This is a genomic window from Erythrobacter sp. HKB08 (genome assembly GCF_004114695.1).
Lineage (GTDB): Bacteria > Pseudomonadota > Alphaproteobacteria > Sphingomonadales > Sphingomonadaceae > Parerythrobacter_A.
Genome location: NZ_CP035310.1, coordinates 2,335,685 through 2,352,149, shown reverse-complemented (window position 1 = coordinate 2,352,149; position 16,465 = coordinate 2,335,685). Strand labels below are relative to the sequence as shown.

The 16,465-nt window shown below is 64.3% G+C and carries 21 protein-coding genes; 7 read left to right on the top strand and 14 right to left on the bottom strand.

From position 1 onward, the window contains the following. Position 1 precedes the first annotated feature (1 nt). Genes nudC through EO245_RS11395 form a run of 3 tightly spaced genes read left to right on the top strand, consistent with a single transcriptional unit; the run spans position 2 to position 2,372 of the window. On the top strand, positions 2-880 hold the full coding sequence (nudC, locus tag EO245_RS11405; protein WP_234026888.1) for an NAD(+) diphosphatase: 879 nt from the start codon (positions 2-4) through the stop codon (positions 878-880). Then, on the top strand, positions 877-1,566 hold the full coding sequence (locus tag EO245_RS11400; protein ID WP_234026887.1) for a DsbA family oxidoreductase: 690 nt from the start codon (positions 877-879) through the stop codon (positions 1,564-1,566). The genes nudC and EO245_RS11400 overlap by 4 nt, the downstream gene beginning before the upstream one ends. Beyond that, on the top strand, positions 1,563-2,372 hold the full coding sequence (locus tag EO245_RS11395; RefSeq protein WP_128893040.1) for an SDR family oxidoreductase: 810 nt from the start codon (positions 1,563-1,565) through the stop codon (positions 2,370-2,372). Before EO245_RS11400 ends, EO245_RS11395 begins: the two co-directional genes overlap by 4 nt. Here EO245_RS11395 and EO245_RS11390 read toward each other — a convergent pair. The 3 genes from EO245_RS11390 to mgtE are packed head-to-tail and all read right to left on the bottom strand — an operon-like array spanning position 2,369 to position 4,543. Further along, positions 2,369-2,614 (bottom strand): hypothetical protein, encoded by a 246-nt coding sequence (locus EO245_RS11390; RefSeq protein ID WP_128893039.1) that lies wholly within the window; start codon positions 2,612-2,614, stop codon positions 2,369-2,371. The genes EO245_RS11395 and EO245_RS11390 overlap by 4 nt on opposite strands. 52 nt (positions 2,615-2,666) lie before the next feature. Next, positions 2,667-3,068, bottom strand: coding sequence for a DUF1489 family protein (locus EO245_RS11385; RefSeq protein ID WP_128893038.1), 402 nt, complete (start codon positions 3,066-3,068; stop codon positions 2,667-2,669). A 32-nt stretch (positions 3,069-3,100) separates the two neighbouring features. Then, the gene (gene mgtE / locus EO245_RS11380; RefSeq protein ID WP_370246184.1) at positions 3,101-4,543 is read right to left on the bottom strand and encodes a magnesium transporter; all 1,443 of its coding nucleotides are present in this window, start codon (positions 4,541-4,543) and stop codon (positions 3,101-3,103) included. Between the two features lie 119 nt (positions 4,544-4,662). Between mgtE and EO245_RS11375 the strand changes: the two genes are divergently transcribed. Both EO245_RS11375 and EO245_RS11370 read left to right on the top strand, forming a co-directional pair. Beyond that, the gene (locus EO245_RS11375; protein WP_128893036.1) at positions 4,663-5,127 is read left to right on the top strand and encodes a peptidylprolyl isomerase; all 465 of its coding nucleotides are present in this window, start codon (positions 4,663-4,665) and stop codon (positions 5,125-5,127) included. Positions 5,128-5,147: 20 nt separating this feature from the next. Continuing rightward, on the top strand, positions 5,148-6,050 hold the full coding sequence (locus EO245_RS11370) for a hypothetical protein (protein WP_128893035.1): 903 nt from the start codon (positions 5,148-5,150) through the stop codon (positions 6,048-6,050). Here EO245_RS11370 and EO245_RS11365 read toward each other — a convergent pair. The 4 genes from EO245_RS11365 to EO245_RS11350 form a co-directional block, all read right to left on the bottom strand. Further along, positions 6,047-6,931: a LysR substrate-binding domain-containing protein gene (locus EO245_RS11365; protein WP_128893034.1), complete on the bottom strand. Its 885-nt coding sequence runs from the start codon at positions 6,929-6,931 to the stop codon at positions 6,047-6,049. The two genes, EO245_RS11370 and EO245_RS11365, sit on opposite strands and share 4 nt — an antisense overlap. Positions 6,932-7,003: 72 nt before the next feature. Then, positions 7,004-7,927 (bottom strand): hemolysin family protein, encoded by a 924-nt coding sequence (locus EO245_RS11360; RefSeq protein WP_128893033.1) that lies wholly within the window; start codon positions 7,925-7,927, stop codon positions 7,004-7,006. A 4-nt stretch (positions 7,928-7,931) separates the two neighbouring features. Further along, positions 7,932-8,435 (bottom strand): rRNA maturation RNase YbeY, encoded by a 504-nt coding sequence (gene ybeY, locus EO245_RS11355; RefSeq protein ID WP_128893032.1) that lies wholly within the window; start codon positions 8,433-8,435, stop codon positions 7,932-7,934. Positions 8,436-8,441: 6 nt separating this feature from the next. Beyond that, on the bottom strand, positions 8,442-9,470 hold the full coding sequence (locus tag EO245_RS11350; protein WP_128893031.1) for a PhoH family protein: 1,029 nt from the start codon (positions 9,468-9,470) through the stop codon (positions 8,442-8,444). A gap of 154 nt (positions 9,471-9,624) precedes the next feature. Here EO245_RS11350 and EO245_RS11345 point away from each other — a divergent pair, with 154 nt between their 5' ends. Continuing rightward, on the top strand, positions 9,625-10,230 hold the full coding sequence (locus EO245_RS11345) for a hypothetical protein (protein ID WP_128893030.1): 606 nt from the start codon (positions 9,625-9,627) through the stop codon (positions 10,228-10,230). A 161-nt stretch (positions 10,231-10,391) separates the two neighbouring features. Beyond that, a complete protein-coding gene (locus EO245_RS11340; protein ID WP_128893029.1) occupies positions 10,392-11,279 on the top strand; it encodes a hypothetical protein in 888 nt (295 codons plus the stop codon). On the opposite strand, the gene miaB is transcribed toward EO245_RS11340, so the two are convergent. The 7 genes from miaB to EO245_RS11305 all read right to left on the bottom strand — a co-directional run bounded on the left by miaB (position 11,276) and on the right by EO245_RS11305 (position 16,425). Next, complete coding sequence (miaB, locus tag EO245_RS11335) at positions 11,276-12,619, bottom strand: tRNA (N6-isopentenyl adenosine(37)-C2)-methylthiotransferase MiaB (protein WP_128893028.1); 1,344 nt, start codon at positions 12,617-12,619, stop codon at positions 11,276-11,278. The two genes, EO245_RS11340 and miaB, sit on opposite strands and share 4 nt — an antisense overlap. Before the next feature lie 93 nt (positions 12,620-12,712). Then, positions 12,713-13,576 carry a 1-acyl-sn-glycerol-3-phosphate acyltransferase gene (locus EO245_RS11330; protein WP_128893027.1) on the bottom strand — a complete coding sequence of 288 codons (864 nt, stop codon included), beginning with the start codon at positions 13,574-13,576 and terminating at the stop codon, positions 12,713-12,715. Beyond that, positions 13,576-14,010, bottom strand: a complete 435-nt coding sequence (locus EO245_RS11325; protein ID WP_128893026.1) for a Fur family transcriptional regulator — start codon at positions 14,008-14,010, stop codon at positions 13,576-13,578. Before EO245_RS11325 ends, EO245_RS11330 begins: the two co-directional genes overlap by 1 nt. A 76-nt stretch (positions 14,011-14,086) precedes the next feature. Further along, positions 14,087-14,527 carry a MucR family transcriptional regulator gene (locus EO245_RS11320; RefSeq protein ID WP_128893555.1) on the bottom strand — a complete coding sequence of 147 codons (441 nt, stop codon included), beginning with the start codon at positions 14,525-14,527 and terminating at the stop codon, positions 14,087-14,089. A gap of 140 nt (positions 14,528-14,667) precedes the next feature. Further along, positions 14,668-15,108: a ribosomal protein S18-alanine N-acetyltransferase gene (gene rimI / locus EO245_RS11315; RefSeq protein ID WP_128893025.1), complete on the bottom strand. Its 441-nt coding sequence runs from the start codon at positions 15,106-15,108 to the stop codon at positions 14,668-14,670. Next, positions 15,105-15,740, bottom strand: coding sequence for a tRNA (adenosine(37)-N6)-threonylcarbamoyltransferase complex dimerization subunit type 1 TsaB (gene tsaB, locus EO245_RS11310; protein WP_128893024.1), 636 nt, complete (start codon positions 15,738-15,740; stop codon positions 15,105-15,107). The genes rimI and tsaB overlap by 4 nt, the downstream gene beginning before the upstream one ends. Before the next feature lie 76 nt (positions 15,741-15,816). Next, positions 15,817-16,425, bottom strand: a complete 609-nt coding sequence (locus EO245_RS11305) for a malonic semialdehyde reductase (protein WP_128893023.1) — start codon at positions 16,423-16,425, stop codon at positions 15,817-15,819. Positions 16,426-16,465: the final 40 nt, after the last annotated feature.

Here is a 16,465-nt window from a genome sequence, read left to right as displayed (position 1 = left end):
CATGGCGGGGAAAGCTCCGCTCGCTTTCACCGGATCGCGGCTCGACCGCGCGGACAACCTGCGTGCCGATCCCGATGCGCTTGCCGGGATGATGAACTGGCGGGCGAAGTTCCTCAAGCTCGAGGGACTGATGCCCGAACTCGACGACACCAACGGCCTGGTCTGGGGCACGCTGGCCGATGCGCCGGAAGATGCCGAGCTGGTGTTCCTAGGCCTGGATGACGGCAAGCCCTGCTTTGCCGCCGTTCCGCCGCAGGGCGATGCCAGCCCGCGCATGGCGAACCCGCGGCTGTGGGGCCTGATGCAGGCACTCGCGCCCGACGATCTCGCGATCTATGGCGAAGCGCGCAGCATTACCGACTGGCACGCGCGGCACCGGTTCTGCGCCCAGTGCGGCAGCGGGACGCAGATCGCCAAGGGCGGCTGGCAGCGCAATTGCACTGCCTGTGGCACGCAGCATTTCCCGCGCACCGACCCGGTTACGATCATGCTGGTGGAGCATGACGGCAAGCTGCTCCTCGGACGGGGCAAGGGCTGGCCCGAACGCGCCTATTCCGCGCTGGCCGGTTTCGTCGAACCGGGCGAGAGCATCGAGGAGGGCGTGGCGCGCGAAGTGCTGGAGGAAGTCGGGATAACCGTGCGCGATGCGCGTTACATCGCGAGCCAGCCGTGGCCGTTCCCCTCGCAATTGATGCTCGGCTGCCATGCCTATGCCATTGCCCCGGAAATCACGCTCGACGAAACCGAGCTGGCCGACGCGCGCTGGTTCACCCGCGACGAGGTGCGGGCCTCGATGGAAGGCGCGCCCGACGCTCCGATGAACACGCCGCCGAAGCAGGCAATCGCAAACCATTTGCTAAACTGGTGGCTGGAACAATGACCGACGCTATGCCGCGCAAACTCTCGATCGACATCTGGTCCGACGTGATGTGTCCCTGGTGCCTCGTCGGCTGGGGCAATTTGCAGCAGGGCCTTGCCGAGCTCGAGGGCGAGATCGAGGCGGACATCCGCTGGCACGCTTTCGAACTCAATCCCGACATGCCCGCCGAGGGTGAGGAGCGCACCGCGCACATCGCGCGCAAGTATGGCCGCACGATCGAGGAATCGAAGGGCGTGCAGGGCCAGATGCGCATGGCGGCCAAAGCGGCGAAGGTTTCGCTCGATTACGAGGGCGAGGAACCCGCACCGGCGGCAATGATGTGGAACACCTTCGACGCGCACCGGCTGCTCGCCTGGGTCCACGCGAAGCACGGGGCGGAGAAGCAGACCGAGCTGAAACTCGCGCTGTTCAAGGCGCATTTCAACGATCGCCGCCCGATCGGGGAGCAGGATGAACTTCTCGCCATTGCCGGGGAAATCGGGATCGACCCTGCACAGGCGGTCGAGGCTTTCGAGGACGAGGCGATCGCCGAGCGTGTGCGGCTCGACCAGTTCGTCGCGCGGGAGAACAACATCATGGGCGTGCCCGCGATGGTGATCGAGGAGAAGTTCATGATTCCCGGCGCGCAGCCCCCGGAAAGCTACGTCAACGTGCTGCGCCGCGTGGCCGAGAGGACGGCGGCTTGAGCGACTGGTCGCCCCGCAATGCCGTCGTCACCGGCGGCGCAAGCGGGATCGGCCTTGCCATCGCCAAAGAGCTTGCCGGTCGCGGTATCCCGTTGCTGATCGCAGATCGCAACGAAGACGCTCTGGCCGAAGCTGCAAAGGCGCTGGGCGAAAGCGCGACGATCCGGCGTGTCGATGTGTCGGACAGCGAGGCAGTCGAAGCACTGGCCGATCAGGCATTCGAGCAATTCGGACAGGTCGACCTGGTCCTCAACAATGCCGGTGTCGGCGGGCCGCGCGGCCCCGTATGGGAGATGTCCGCAGAAGACGCTCGCGCGCATTTCGATATCAATTTCTGGGGCGTCTGGAACGGCTGCCGCGCCTTCGCGAAACGATTGGTCGAACAGGACGGCCCGAGCGCGATCTACAACACGGGCAGCGAAAATAGCTTCTTCTGCGCGATGGACGGCTCGCCCGCCTATATCGCTGCCAAGCACGCGGTTCTCGGACTGACCGAGGCGCTGCGCTGCGACCTGCCGGACCATGTCCACGCGGGCCTCATCATTCCCGGCTGGGTGTTCACTCCGCTCGGCCCGGAACGCTTCATGCAGTTCGGCATGGAAGTCGGCGACTATGCGAAGATCGTCGTTCCACAGATCCTAGCGCGTGAACGGTTCGTGGTCAGCCACTCCTACAACGCCGTTCGCATTGCGGAGCGGATCGGCGAATTGATGGCTTCCTACGAAAAATACGCGCCGCGCCACGAGGGCGACGACGCGCATGATGTGCGGACGGTGATCGCCGCATTGCAGAAAGCGGAAGGCTAGTTCGCTTCGCCCTGCTTGATTGCGAGCATGGTCTTGGGACCCTTCATCGCATCCTGTTCAGGATTGTCGGAGCCGACGGTCGGCTCGCGATTGTCGGGGTTCGTCGCGGCGTTGAGTTCGGCGCGCTTGCCGACGCGGCGATTGACCTCGCCATCGGCGGAACCCTGGAACGAGGGGGTCTTTTCCTCGGTCAGTTCCTCGATCAGTTCGTTGTCGGGGTGGAGCGATTGACGCTCGGGCATAAACAATCTCCTTTCATCAGGAGAAACGGGCAGGGCACCCTGCTTGTTCCGGCTAAATCAGCCCCAATTTCTGCAACTTGCCCGCAAGACGCCCCGGCATGACGTCGCCGATATCCTCGCCGTCCTCGAGGTCGCGCGGCGGTTCGCCCTTGAGATAGCGCCAGCCCTGGTGGGCGCGCTTGGGGACGGGCATCACGCGGATGAGGCGCGGTTCGAGGTCGATCGACCAGCGCCCGTCGGCCGTCTCGCTGAAACCGAGGATCGGGCTGCGCGCGACGAGATTGTGCTGGTGTATCCAGAACAGCGAACCGCCGATGCATTCCTTCCACCGCGTCGGGCGATAGCGCGTCGTCAGGTGCGGGCTGCGCCGGGCGGCATACCAGTTCTCGATATCGCCATAGCTCCGCGCGCCGAAAGCGATCTTGGTCAGATTGAGGGGGCGTCTCTCGGCCATCGGCGAGAGACATAGGGATTATCGCGAATGGCTCAACCCGCGAGGCCGGCCGCGACTGCGAGGCCGAGGAAGGCGAAGAAGCCCATCGAGTCGGTGATCATGGTCACGAACACGCTGCTCGCGACCGCCGGGTCCTGCTTCAGCCGCTCGAAGATCACCGGGACGAGCACGCCGGCAAGCCCTGCGGTAACGATGTTGATGATCATCGCCAGCGCGATCACTGCGCCGAGCATGGGGGTGAAGACCAATGCGGTGCCGATGCCGATCAGCACGGCGACGGTCGCGCCGTTGAGCACCGCGACGCGCAGTTCGCGCCACAGGATGCGGGTCGTGTTCGCCTCGGTCAGCTGGTTCATCGCGATTGCGCGCACGGCGACCGCCATGGTCTGCGTGCCGGCATTGCCGCCGATGCTCGCGACGATCGGCATGAGCACGGCGAGAGCCACGAGTTTCTCGATCGCGGCGCCGAACATGGCGATGATGGCACTGCCGACCAGCGCGGTGCCGAGGTTGGCGATCAACCAGCGAACGCGCGCGCCATAGGCCTCGCGGATCGGCTCGTTGATGTCGCCTTCGCCCGCACCGGACAGGAGCATGGCGTCTTCCTGCGCCTCTTCGGAAATGATGTGGACCACGTCGTCCACTGTCATCTGCCCGACGAGACGGCCGCTTTCGTCCACTACGGCGGCGGAGATCAGGCCGTATTTCTGGAACATCAGCGCGACCTCTTCCTGGTCGAGCATGACCGGGATCAGGGTCTGGTCGCGCTTCATCACGTCGGTCAGCGCGATGTTGCGCGGCGTCGTGAGGATCCATGCGAGCGCGCAGGTGCCGACCGGGTGATGCTTGTGGTCGACCACGAAGACTTCGAAGAACTCGCTGCCGACATCGCCGCGTTCGCGCAGGTAGTCGATCAGGTCGCCGACCGTTAGGTGTTCCGGCACCGCGACGAACTCGCGGCTCATCAGGCGGCCGGCGGTTTCTTCGGGATAGGCGAGCGCGCTTTCGATCGCGACGCGGTCTTCGTCGTCGAGCTCGGCGAGGACCGCCTGCTGGTCCGGCTCGTCGAGGTCTTCGATCAGCTGGACGGCGTCGTCGGTTTCGAGCTGTTCGGCGATGGCGGCGACTGCGTCTGCGGGCAGCGCCTCCATCATGTCCTCGCGCACGAAGTCGTTGAGCTCGGCAATCACTTCCGAGCTCATCAGGTCGGTTATCGCCGCGGCGAAGCGCGCGCGGTCGTCGCGCTCGAACAATTCGACGAGGTCGGCGATATCGGCCGGGTGGAGTGGTTCGACGAGGTCGTAGACCGCGCCGTCGTCGCCATCGTCGAGGGCATCGCGCACCTGACGGACGAAGTCTGCCTTGAGGGTGTTTTCCTCGTCGAGACGCTCGTCGTCGATGCGGTCGTCGGGGCGAACGCCTTCGTCAGCCGGCGCATCGGCCAGCATCAGTTCTTCGTCCTGGCGCGTGTCCATCCCCATGAACGCCGCTCTAGGGCGGCCACGTCGAAAAGCAAGCCGCCAGACGCGCTGCGGGGTGACTTTGACGGCGCAATCCCTATACGGGGGCGCATATTCAACAGGAGATTGATTTCATGGCTGACAGCAAGCTGACCCTCACCCTCGATTGCGGAGACGGAAAGGGCGGCGATGTCGTCATCAAGCTGCGCCCGGACCTCGCGCCGGGCCATGTCGAGCGCATCACGACGCTCGCCAAGGAAGGCTTTTACGACGGCGTTGTTTTCCACCGCGTGATCCCGGGCTTCATGGCGCAGGGCGGCGATCCGACCGGCACCGGCATGGGCGGCAGCGACAAGCCGGACCTCAAGGCCGAATTCAACGCAGAACCGCATAGCCGCGGCACCTGCTCGATGGCCCGCACCCAGGTTCCCGACAGCGCCAACAGCCAGTTCTTCATCTGCTTCGACGATGCCCACTTCCTCGACGGCCAATACACCGTCTGGGGCCAGGTCGAGAGCGGCATGGAGCATGTCGACGCGCTGCCCAAGGGCGAGCCGCCGGCAAACCCGGGCACGATCACCAAGGCAACCGTTTCCTGAGCGAAACGGCTTCACGCACGATGAAGCGCCTTGCTGCAGCCGCCCTTGCCCTTTCGCTGGGCGGCTGCATCACCCCCATTCCCGATATTTCGCAAAGCCGCAGCCCGTGCATGACCGAGCCGGGCGGGTGGTGCGATTTCGTGCGCGAGGCGGCCGTCGTCGCCTATCCCTACGCCATGCTTTCGAGCAACGCGTATGACGACGAGGATACGTACACCGAACTGCCGCCGGGTTTCGAGCGGCGCGAGAATGCCAACGACGAGGAAACCGGCCTCGCATACCACGTCTATGATCATTTCGAGATGGACGGCGGGCGCAAGGGCAAGCTGCTCGCCCGGATCATCGCCTTTCGCGGGACCGACTTCGGTTCGCGCAAGGACATCTTCTCGGGTTCTTTCGGCACCAGCCAGATCGAACTGGCGCGCAAGGTGCTGGCGGTCGAACGCGGGGAGCTTGCGCGGGCGGGACAAGAGGACGTGCCGATCGAGTTGACCGGCCATTCGCTCGGCGGGGCGCTGGCGACGCAATTGTCGATCGAGGATGCGAGCGTTCGCTCCTACGCCTTCAACACCTCGCCGCTGTTCCAGGGCGATCCTGCGACGAATGCGGAAAACCGCATGGCAATCGCCGAATATGGCGAATTCCTGCGCATCCTGCGGCGCTACAGCACTGCGTCGGCCGCCGACAGCGTCATCATCAATTGCCGTCCGAGCGCAGGGGCGGGCGAGAAGCACGGTATCCGCAGCCTCGCCGACTGCCTGACCTGGATTGCCGCTTACGAGGACGCCGAGGCGCTGGCACTCGTCGCGCCCAATGCGATCGCAAAGCCCGAGGTCGAATGCGGCGCGCCCGACAAGGCGCACCCCGGTCTCGGCGGCGAGCGCGGCGCGGTTTGCACCCACTCACCGCGCGTAAAAAGCTAGAGCCCGGCGCGCACCAGCCAGTCGTGGAAGAGGCGTACCGGGCGCGCTTCGAGCGCCTGCGGCTTGCATACGAACCAGTAGCTATAGGGGCTTTCGACTTCCGCATCGTAGAGCGTCGCGAGACGGCTGTCGGCAGCGCGCTTCATGTGGTCGTCATGCATGATCGCGATGCCGAGGCCTTGCGCAGCCGCTTCGAGCATCAGCTGGCCTGAATCGTAATGGTCGATCGCAGCCGGTTCGAGCTGTTCGAGGCCCAGTTCGCGCTTCCATGCCTGGAAGCTTTCCGGAAGCTCGTTGTGGATCAGGAAGGTCTGCTTGCCGAGATTGTCCTTGTCCGGCGTGTCGCCGAGCTTTTCTGCCGTTGCCGTATTGCAGATCGCGCGGACCATGTTGTGGTCGAGCCGCACGGCATGCACGCCGCTAGACGGGCCGCGTGACAGGATGATCGCGGCATCGAGCGTGTCGCCGACACGGTCTTCGAGATGCGGGCCGGTATCGATATCGATATGCAGCAGCGGATGCCGCTCGCGCAGTTCGGACAGGCGCGGGAACAGGCGCTGGCTGCCGAACAGCGGCAGCACGCCGAGACGCAGCCGCAGCAGCGAGAGATTCTCCGACTGGTTCTCGATCGCGGTCGCCAGCGCTTCGAGATGCGGCGCGACAGCGTCGTGGAATGCCTGGCCTTCGTCGGTCAGGCGCATCGACTGCTTGGCGCGGGTGAACAGCTTCTTGCCGGTGAACTCTTCGAGATTGGCAATCCGGCGCGACAGGGCCGACGGGCTCAGCCCGAGCTCTTCGGCCGCCGCGCGGGCGGAGCCGAGGCGGACGGTTCGCATGAAAGCTTCCAGCGCGCGGAGGGGCGGAAGACGACGGGTAGCCATGACAATCCTCTCGTTTCGGGCACAACGCCCGTCCCGCCGGATGGTTGCAAAAAATCGAAGCGGGTAGGGAAGCTACTCGCCAATTGCCTCGTTGGATGCAACCGGCTCGTGCAAACGGAGCCTTTTTACCCGGGTCTTGTCCGCAGAAAGGACCTCGATCCGCCATCCGCTGGGGTGTTCGACCACCGTTCCGATCGGCGGAATCTGTTCGGCGAGCACGAAAGTCAGGCCGCCCAGCGTATCGACCGATTCCTCGACTTCGGCGAGGCGCGGGTCGATCCGTTCGGCCACATCGTCGAGCTCGGCGCGGGCATCGCAGTCCCACATGCCTTCGCCGATGGGCGAGATCAGTTCTTCGGGCAGGTCGTCATGCTCGTCCTCGATCTCGCCGACGATTTCCTCGACGAGGTCCTCGATGGTGATAATCCCGTCGGTCCCGGAAAACTCGTCGAGCACGATGGCGAGGTGGGTGCGGCGCGAGCGCATGTCGGCCAGCACGTCGAGCGCGCCGCGCGCCTGCGGCACGTAAAGCGGCTGGCGCATCAGCACCGTCCAGTCGGCCGGCGGTTCCTTGCCGTTCGCGAGGAAGGTGAAGACGTCCTTGATGTGGATCATGCCGATCACGTCGTCGAGCTGGTCGCGGTAGACCGGCATGCGCGAATGACCGTTTTCGGAGAAAGTCTCGACCAGCTGGTCCCAGCTGACGCTCGCTTCCACCGCGACGATTTCCCCGCGCGGGATCGCGACGTCGTCGGCATCGTGCTCGCTGAAATGCAGCAGGTTGCGCAGCATCTGCCGCTCGACCGGCGACAGGTCGCCATTGCCGTTCGGCGTTTCCTCGCTTTCGGGGTTCTCGTCCTCGTGCTCGTCGATTGCGTCTTCGAGCTGTTCGCGCAGCGAGCGTTCGTGCCCCCGCGGATCGAGAAGTCGTCTGACAGCGCCCAGCAGGCCGCTGCTACTCTCCGCCTCTCCGGCGGTCTGGTCGGTGTCGGGCATGGCCCTAGTGTGGTTCCTCCTGAAGGTCGCGGTCCCCATATGGGTCCGGGATACCCAGTTTTGCAAGCGCCCTGATTTCGAGCGCCTCCATTGCTTCGGCCTGTTCGTCGGAATCGACGTGGTCGTGCCCGGCGAGATGGAGCAGGCCGTGAACGATTAGGTGGGTTGCGTGCTGATCCAGCGCGATGCCTTTCTCGGCCGCCTCGCGGGCGCAGGTTTCATGCGCCAGGGCGATATCGCCGAGCATTTCGGGCGGGCCATCCTCTTCGAGAACCTGCAAGCTTTCGCGCTCAAGCATCGGGAAGGACAGGACATTCGTCGGCTTGTCGCGCCCGCGCCATTCGCGGTTGAGCGCGTGCACCTCCTCGTCGGTGGTGAACAGCATGCTGGCGGAAAGGCGCGCGTTGGCGAGCAGCGGCTCGACCTCGCTCGCCGCCTGTGCGGCACGCTCGGCAAGGGCCTCCCAATCACCGGAAGGCCAGTCTTCGATGGCGATGTCGAGTTCCAAAAAGGCCTACTCCGCCTTGCCCTCGTAAGCTTCGACGATCCGTCCCACGATCGGGTGGCGGACCACGTCGGCGGCGGTGAAGCGGGTGACGGCGATTCCGTCGACGCCTTCGAGCCTTCCGACGGCATCGGCGAGGCCCGACTGGCTGTTGCCGCCCGGGATGTCGACCTGCTTGGGGTCGCCGCACACCACCATCCGGCTGTTCTGGCCGAAGCGGGTGAGGAACATCTTCATCTGCTCGCGCGTGGTGTTCTGCGCCTCGTCGAGGATGACGAAGGCGTCGGCCAGCGTGCGGCCGCGCATGAAGGCGATGGGCGCGATCTCGATCTCGCCGCTGGCGATCCGGCGATCGACCTGTTCGGGCGGCATGCAGTCGTAGAGCGCGTCGTAGAGCGGGCGGAGATAGGGATCGACCTTCTCCTTCATGTCGCCGGGCAGGAAGCCGAGCCGCTCGCCCGCCTCGACCGCAGGGCGGCTGAGGATGAGACGCTGCACGCTGCCCGTGATCAGCTGGCTGACCGCCTGGGCGACCGCGACATAGGTCTTGCCGGTGCCCGCCGGGCCGAGCGCGAAGATGATGTCGTCGCGGCTGAGCTGGCGCATGTAGCTCGCCTGCGTCGCGCTGCGCGGCACGATGGTCTTGCGCCGCGTGCGGATCATGATCGGGGGCGTCTCGGGCTCGCCGGTAACGATGCCGTCCAAGGTCGGCTCGTTCGACATGGCAATGAGCGATTCTATCGCGCCCGCATCGAGATCCTGCCCCATGGCGAGCCGGTCATACATCGTCTGGAGCACGTCGCGTGCCCGTGCGACGGAATCTTCCGGCCCTTCGATGTGCAGCTTGTCGCCGCGTGCGGATATGAAGACACCGAGGCGGTTTTCGACCTGCACGAGATTGGCGTCGAACTCGCCGAACAGGGGGACGAGGAGCGATTGGTCCTCGAAACTCATGTCGAGTTGCGCGCGGCGGATTTCCCTGGTCGGGGAGGGCGGCGGACTGAGCGCCGGCGTTGCGCGAGTGGGTTTGCGTCCCATGCAGCTCCTTCGTGTTGCGAGTCGGAATCTAGGACAGAACGCGCCGGAAGCAAGAAAGGGTGCCCATCAAGGCGGTGGATAGTCATTCGCTTGTAACGCATCCGGCTTCGACATAGCATCGGCAAATCGCGGTAAATAAAGCGGGAGTATGGTGATGAAGCACGTGTTCGTATCTCTGGCAGTACTCGGTCTGGTGGCTTGCGGAGACACTGCAGAACCGGCCGCGGATAGCGCCGCCGACGATGTGGCCGAAACGGTTGCGGCAGCCGATGCGGAGCGAACCGCCGAGTTTGCCGCGGCGGAAGAGGACATCCGTCACTTCCTCCTGCAGGAATATCCCGACATGGGCGAACTGCGCTACGCCCTCGCGCTCTACGATCTTGACGGTGACGGAGCGCAGGAAGCGATCGTCCACGTCGTCTCGCCGATGCTGTGCGGAAGCGGCGGGTGCAATACGCTGGTGCTGACCCCGGCCGGGCCGATGTGGCGCAAGGTCGGCGATATCTCGGTCTCGCGCACGCCGATCACCGTGCTCGAAAGCGAAACTGGCGGCTGGAAAGACCTGACCGTCGAAATCGGCGGCGGGGGCGGCGTTTCCGGCATCGCGAAGCTGGCCTTCGATGGCGAGGCCTATCCCTCGAACCCCACGGTCGCTCCGGCCGAGATGGTCGACGCAGGCGGCGAGGTGCTGATTTCGGAAGAACCTGTCTTCAGCGTCGCCACGCCCGAGGAAGAGCCGAAGGATACGCCCGCGGAATAAGTCGAGCCGTCGCAACTTGCTCGCTCGCTGAAGAATTCACTGCCGGGCGGTGTCAGCAAGGCGCAATATTCCCGCTGCTACACCGTTCGTCGAACGCATTTTGTCTTAGGTCGGACGCGGCTTGTTATGCCGCGCCAATTCCCTTGGGTCGTCGCATGTCTATGAAATCACTGAAATCGCTGGCAGCCGTCGCGCTTCTCGCCACTCCGTTCACCGTTGCGGCACAGGATGCCGAACCCGAGACCGAAGAGGCGATCGTCGTGACCGGCAAGATCGACCCGCCGGCGGTCGAAGCGCTTGGCCGGGCAGTCGTGCGTCCTTCGCGGGCCGGCAAGCCGGTCGCTCGTTTCAATGCGCCGGTCTGCGTCAAGGTGTCGGGCATGCCCGCCGAGATGGCGGAACTGGTCGAGGACCGTATCGCTGAGAACATTTCCCTCATCCGCGGCGTGGACGTGGCGGAGGAAGGGTGCAGCCCCAATGCATTCGTCGGCGTGCTCAACGGCGTCGACAGCACGGTCGACAAGCTGCGCAAGGACGAAAAGTGGCTCTTCGAAGGGCTGCTCGATTACCAGATCGACCGGATCTACAAAGGTTCGAGCGCGGTACGCGCATGGCACCTGTTCGATGTGCGAAACATCGACGGCACCTCGATCCCCGGATCGCGTCCGGGCGGTTCGATCAACGATCTCATCAACCGGGTCGAGAAGGCCTCGCGGCGCAACCAGCTGCGGGTCGACATGGCGGGTGCGGTGGTGCTGGTCGAGACCGGCGAGCTGAAGGAAAAGACCTTCCGCCAGCTGGCCGATTACGCGACGGTGCGCATCCTCGCTTCGACGACCGACGAGATTTCGAGCAATCCGGCTGGCGTCCCGACGATCCTCGAGCTTTTCGGCCCCGGCTTCGCGCCTGAAGGGCTGACCGAATTCGACCGGTCCTATCTTGCCGCGCTCTACGAGCTTCCGGCGAACAGCCTCGACGGAGAAATCATCTCCGCCGCGGTGCGCCGCTACAAATATGCCGAAGAAGTCCCCGAAATTTCCGAGGACTAGGCGGTAACGGGCTCGCGCAGCCGGGCGGCCAGCGAGTTCGGCCCGGCTTCGAGCAGTTCGACTTCGACCAGGTCGCCGATCGCGACGTCGGCTTCGAACCATGCACTCTGCAGCCACGGCGTCTTCCCGAGCCACTGGCCCGGGTGCTTGCCCTTGCGCTCGACCAGCACGGTGCAGGTCTTCCCGACACTCGCCTCGTTGAAGGCAAGCTGGTCGCGGTTGAGCGCGGCCTGCAGGCGCTGCAGGCGCTCGTCCATCACCTCTTTCGCGACCTGGCCGTCCATCGAGGCGGCGGGCGTGCCGGGGCGGGGCGAATACTTGAAGCTGAATGCCTGTGCGTAGCGGACCTCGTCGACGATCTTCAGCGTATCCTCGAACTCCGCCTCGGTCTCGCCCGGGAAGCCGACGATGAAGTCTCCCGATAGCGCGAGGTCGGGCCGCGCAGCGCGGAAGCGTTCGAGCAGGCGGAGATAGCTTTCCGCCGTGTGACTGCGGTTCATCGCCCTCAGCACGCGGTCGTTGCCCGACTGCACCGGCAAGTGGAGATAGGGCATCAGCTTGGGCGTATCGCCATGGGCGGCGATCAGGTCGTCGTCCATGTCGGCCGGGTGCGAAGTAGTGTAGCGAATTCGCTCCAGCCCATCGATCCTGGCGAGCGTGCGGATAAGCCCGGCAAGGCCGACCGTGTGACCGGTCTCGTTCTCGCCGCTCCATGCGCTGACGTTCTGGCCCAGCAGGGTGATCTCGCGCGCGCCCGCTTCGACCAGCTTGTGCGCTTCGGTCACGAGGTCGCTGAAGGGACGCGAGATTTCCGCGCCGCGGGTGTAGGGCACCACGCAATAGGTGCAGAACTTGTCGCACCCTTCCTGCACGGTGAGGAATGCGGTAGGGCCGATCTTGCGACGCTCCGGCAGGGCGTCGAACTTCGCGATCGGCGGCATGTCGGTATCGGTCGCGCGCTCGCCGCGCACCGCCTTGTCGAGCATGTCGGGCAGGCGGTGGTAGGCTTGCGGGCCGACGACCATCGACACTGCCGGCGCGCGCGCCATGATTTCCTCGCCCTCGGCCTGTGCGACGCAGCCTGCGACGGCGATCAGCGGCTTCTGCCCGCGCTCGTCGCCCGCCTTCACCAGCCGGCCGATGTCGGAATAGACCTTCTCCGCCGCCTTTTCGCGGATGTGGCAGGTGTTGAGCACGACGAGGTCCGCATCCTCGCCTTCGGGAGCGGGCGTGATGCCCTTTTCGGCAAGCAGTTCGGCCATGCGCTCGCCGTCATAGACGTTCATCTGGCAGCCGAAGCTCTTGACCCGGTAGGTCTTGGGGGATGCGGTCGGTTTCATGAGGCTCGCGCCTTTAGGCCAATCGTGGGCGCATTTCAACGCGGCGGTTGAATGGTGAACCAGTCGCGACGAGGCGGGAACGTCCGCGTTCGACTACTCGATCGGGGTCGGCCCCTTGGGCGCGGCGTAGCGCACCGGCACGACATCGTGCTTGAACTCGCGCAGCGGCTTGCCGAGCGCGGTGAGCAGGGCCGCTTCGATCGCGGCACGGGCGCGTGCACCTATAGCCTTGCGGCCGACGAATTCTTCCGGGCTGAACGGCTCGAGGAAATGCAGCTTCAACTCGAACGTGCCCTTGCGACCAAGCACGCGGCGCGCATTGTTGAGGCCGCTTTCATCGCCGATCCAGCCCAGTTCCTCGCCCACCTCGCCGTAGTCGATCAGCACCGGCTGGACGAGCACGTCCTTGGGCGGCGGTTCGAGCACGCTCAGCATGCTGGTCTTGAACGGCAGGAGCGACTGGCCGTCGGTCGTCGTGCCTTCGGGGAAGACGGTGACCGACCAATTGTCGTCGAGCGCCTCGCGCAGGGCATTGATCTGCTCGGCGACGCCAAGGCGGTTCTCGCGCTTCACGAAGACCGTGCGGTTGAGTCTGCACAGCCAGTTGATCACGGGGACCTGCGACAATTCGTGCTTGGCGACAAAGGCCGTTCCGCTCGCGCCTGCCAGTGTCAGAATGTCGATCCACGAAATGTGGTTGGCGATGAAGAACACGTCCTTGCGCAGCGGCACGCCGATCTTGGTCACGCGCGCTCCGGCGATGCGTCCGGCATAGCGCAGGAACAGCATCGGGAAGGGCGAGCCGTAGGCGAAGACGCGGTAGAGGTAATGCAGCGGGACGAAGACGACCAGCAGGCCGATCAGCCCGAGCACGCGGACGAAGAAGCGCAGCCTCTCGGTAAAGGTGAGCGGGGTGAGTTCACCGCGCGCTGCCGCCTCGCGCAGTTCGGGCGACATCAGCCGTTCTTGTCGCTCTTCCGGTCGAGCTTCACGCCGTAAAGCTCCATCCGGTGGTCGACGAGGCGATAGCCGAGCTTCTCGGCGATCTGCTTCTGCAATGCTTCGAGTTCGGGATCGACGAATTCGACGACATTGCCGCTTTCGACGTCGATAAGGTGGTCGTGATGCGCCTCGGGTGCCGCTTCGTAGCGGGCGCGGCCGTCGCCGAAATCGTGGCGGTCGAGAATGCCGGCCTCCTCGAACAGGCGGACGGTGCGATAGACCGTCGCGATCGAGATCTTCGGATCGATCTTGGATGCACGTTCGTGGAGCATCTCCACATCCGGGTGATCGTCGCTTTCGGACAGGACTTTCGCGATTACGCGGCGCTGCTCGGTAATCCGCAGGCCACGCTCGGCACAAAGCTGTTCCAGGTCGATCCGCTGTTCCAAGATGATCCTCGCAAAATGAAAACGCCCCGCTGCCTTAGAGGCGCGGGGCGTTCTTCTCAAGTTGAAGCGAAGCTATTTATGCGGCCTTCTTGCGACGTCCGCGTTTCTGGCCGGGCTTGCGGCCCAGGCCGATCTTCTTCGCGAGTTCGCGACGCTTCTCGGCGTAGTTGGGTGCCACCATCGGGTAGTCGGCGGGCAGGTTCCAACGCGCGCGATATTCTTCCGGGCTCATGTCGTAATTGGTCCGGAGATAGCGCTTGAGCATTTTCAGCTTCTTGCCGTCTTCGAGACAGACGATGTAGTCCGGCTTGATCGAGGCGCGAATAGAAACGGCCGGTTCAGGCGGATCCTCTTCTTCTTTCTGGCCCTTCCCGAGACCCGAAAGCGCTTCGTACACATTGGTAATCAGTGACGGAACCGCGTCTACATCGACGTCATTGTTGCTGACGTGCGCAGCGACAATATCCGACGTCAATGTAATAAGCGTTTCCGCCATATCGTGTTCGATATTTTCCATAGCGGTGTCCTCATCCAAATGGAGGCCAGATTTTTCTAGTCCCCCATGGGTCCCATCCATGACGCATTTATACAACAGTTGCAAGGGGCAACCGGCATCGCTTTTGCCTGAAGTGGATAAGTCGTAGGAAAATATTTACTTTAAATACAGAGTCCGAAGGTAATTGCGTCGATCCTGCTACCGTCGGGTTTTGAGTAATACTTCGGTCGCCGACCAATGGTTTCGAACCCGAAGGTGCGATAAAGTTTCTCTGCCGGGTTGTTTTCCCGCATTTCCAAGAAAATACGCTCCGCCCCGCGCTCTCGTGCTGCTTCGGTAAATTGTTCGAGCAATCGCTTCGCCAATCCTGCGCCGCGAAATTCCGGCTGGACGGCTATAAGCAGGAGTTCTTCTTCGCCGGGTGCGGCCCTTACCAGGGCGAAGCCGACCGGTTCTTCTTCTTCGTTTGCCCGCACGAAGTAGTAATAGGTGGTGGGAAGCGAGAGCGAGCCTGCCACCTGGGCGCGGGTCCATGCCTCCCCCCATTGCGGGTCGAAGGCGGTTTCCATGATCGCCATGATCCGGTCTAGATCGTCGATCATCGCGCCTGTCCTGCAGCAGCCGCCGGCTTCGCGTCCGGCGCTCGGCCGTAAATCGCGCCGACCTCTGTCGTAAGATGCTCATCGCGCAGCAAGTGCGAATGACGCGCGTCGGGAAGCATGTCGATCGCTATGCGGTCCGACCCTTCGCCGAACAGCGCGGCGAGCTGGTCCGCGCGGTTGCCCGCGATGGCCTTGTGCCGGCAAGCTTCTCTCGCCGCTTCCGGAGCCAGCGAGGAGACCGTGTCCTCGGGCAGCATGTCCGCGCCGAAATTCTGCACGAACCATTCGCCGTGCCCGCCGTGCATGCACACGGTGACCGGGCGCGGCTGGGGCTGCCAGCTCTGCGCCGCGACAAGGGCGAGGGTGGGGTAGCCGAGGCACTCGGCCTTCCATGCGAAAGCCAGCGCCCTCGCAGTGGCGATACCGATTCGCACGCCGGTAAAGCTGCCGGGGCCGCGCGAGACGAGGATTCGGTCGGCGCGTCCCTTCTCGGGCAATTCGGCAATCATCGGGACCAGCCGCTCGGCATGACCGCGCCCGAGCACTTCGTGACGGTTGGCCAGCAGCCTGCCGTCCTCGAACAGGGCGACCGAACAGGCCTCCGTCGCGCAATCTATCGCGAGCGTGCGCATGTCAGCGCGTTCCTGCAGGGCGTGACCTAGTCATGCCGCTCGCGATGCCATCGGCCCGCGAGCGGTTCAAGACGGGTCAGGCGATGCGGTTGAACTTTTCGAAGTCGGGCCGCGGGCTGCGCTCGAAAATGCTTTCGACATCGCCGTAGCCGATCGAGCAGATGAAGTTGCTCCGGTGGCGCGGCTGGTCGCCGAAGAAGACCTTGTCGACCTTTTCGTTGTCGAAGCCCGACATCGGACCGCAGTCGAGGCCGATGGAGCGGGCGGCGAGCATCAGGTAGGCACCCTGCAGCGAGGAATTGCGAAACGCGCCTTCCTTGCGGCCTTCCTCGTCGCCCTCGAACCAGCTTTTCGCATCGGTGTGCGGGAAGAGCCAGGGCAGCTCCTCGTGGAAGTCGATGTCGTAGCCGATGATCGCGGTGACCGGCGCGGCCTTCACCTTGTCGTGATTGCCTTCCGACACGCAGTCGAGGAGCTTCGCCTTCGCCTCGTCCGATTTCACCCACACGATGCGCGCAGGCTGCATGTTGGCGGAGGTCGGGGCCATCTTGAGCAATTCGTAGATCTGGCGGATCTGGTCGTCCGACACTTCCTTGTCGAGCCAGTCGTTGTAGCTGCGCGCTTCGCGGAAAATCTGGTCGAGTGCGTCGGCCGACAGGACGGTGTCGTGGAATTGCTTGGTCATGTGGGTCCCTTGTCTGGGTGTTGAAGTCGAAGCGGGAAAT

Coding starts and splice junctions, on each gene's coding strand:
- EO245_RS11320 (WP_128893555.1), bottom strand. CDS start 14,527: ATGGAAAATATCGAACACGATATGGCGGAAACGCTTATTACATTGACG.
- EO245_RS11345 (WP_128893030.1), top strand. CDS start 9,625: ATGAAGCACGTGTTCGTATCTCTGGCAGTACTCGGTCTGGTGGCTTGC.
- nudC (WP_234026888.1), top strand. CDS start 2: ATGGCGGGGAAAGCTCCGCTCGCTTTCACCGGATCGCGGCTCGACCGC.
- EO245_RS11350 (WP_128893031.1), bottom strand. CDS start 9,470: ATGGGACGCAAACCCACTCGCGCAACGCCGGCGCTCAGTCCGCCGCCC.
- EO245_RS11365 (WP_128893034.1), bottom strand. CDS start 6,931: ATGGCTACCCGTCGTCTTCCGCCCCTCCGCGCGCTGGAAGCTTTCATG.
- mgtE (WP_370246184.1), bottom strand. CDS start 4,543: ATGGACACGCGCCAGGACGAAGAACTGATGCTGGCCGATGCGCCGGCT.
- EO245_RS11400 (WP_234026887.1), top strand. CDS start 877: ATGACCGACGCTATGCCGCGCAAACTCTCGATCGACATCTGGTCCGAC.
- EO245_RS11330 (WP_128893027.1), bottom strand. CDS start 13,576: ATGTCGCCCGAACTGCGCGAGGCGGCAGCGCGCGGTGAACTCACCCCG.
- EO245_RS11385 (WP_128893038.1), bottom strand. CDS start 3,068: ATGGCCGAGAGACGCCCCCTCAATCTGACCAAGATCGCTTTCGGCGCG.
- EO245_RS11360 (WP_128893033.1), bottom strand. CDS start 7,927: ATGCCCGACACCGACCAGACCGCCGGAGAGGCGGAGAGTAGCAGCGGC.
- EO245_RS11305 (WP_128893023.1), bottom strand. CDS start 16,425: ATGACCAAGCAATTCCACGACACCGTCCTGTCGGCCGACGCACTCGAC.
- EO245_RS11370 (WP_128893035.1), top strand. CDS start 5,148: ATGAAGCGCCTTGCTGCAGCCGCCCTTGCCCTTTCGCTGGGCGGCTGC.
- rimI (WP_128893025.1), bottom strand. CDS start 15,108: ATGATCGACGATCTAGACCGGATCATGGCGATCATGGAAACCGCCTTC.
- EO245_RS11375 (WP_128893036.1), top strand. CDS start 4,663: ATGGCTGACAGCAAGCTGACCCTCACCCTCGATTGCGGAGACGGAAAG.
- tsaB (WP_128893024.1), bottom strand. CDS start 15,740: ATGCGCACGCTCGCGATAGATTGCGCGACGGAGGCCTGTTCGGTCGCC.
- EO245_RS11340 (WP_128893029.1), top strand. CDS start 10,392: ATGAAATCACTGAAATCGCTGGCAGCCGTCGCGCTTCTCGCCACTCCG.
- miaB (WP_128893028.1), bottom strand. CDS start 12,619: ATGAAACCGACCGCATCCCCCAAGACCTACCGGGTCAAGAGCTTCGGC.
- EO245_RS11390 (WP_128893039.1), bottom strand. CDS start 2,614: ATGCCCGAGCGTCAATCGCTCCACCCCGACAACGAACTGATCGAGGAA.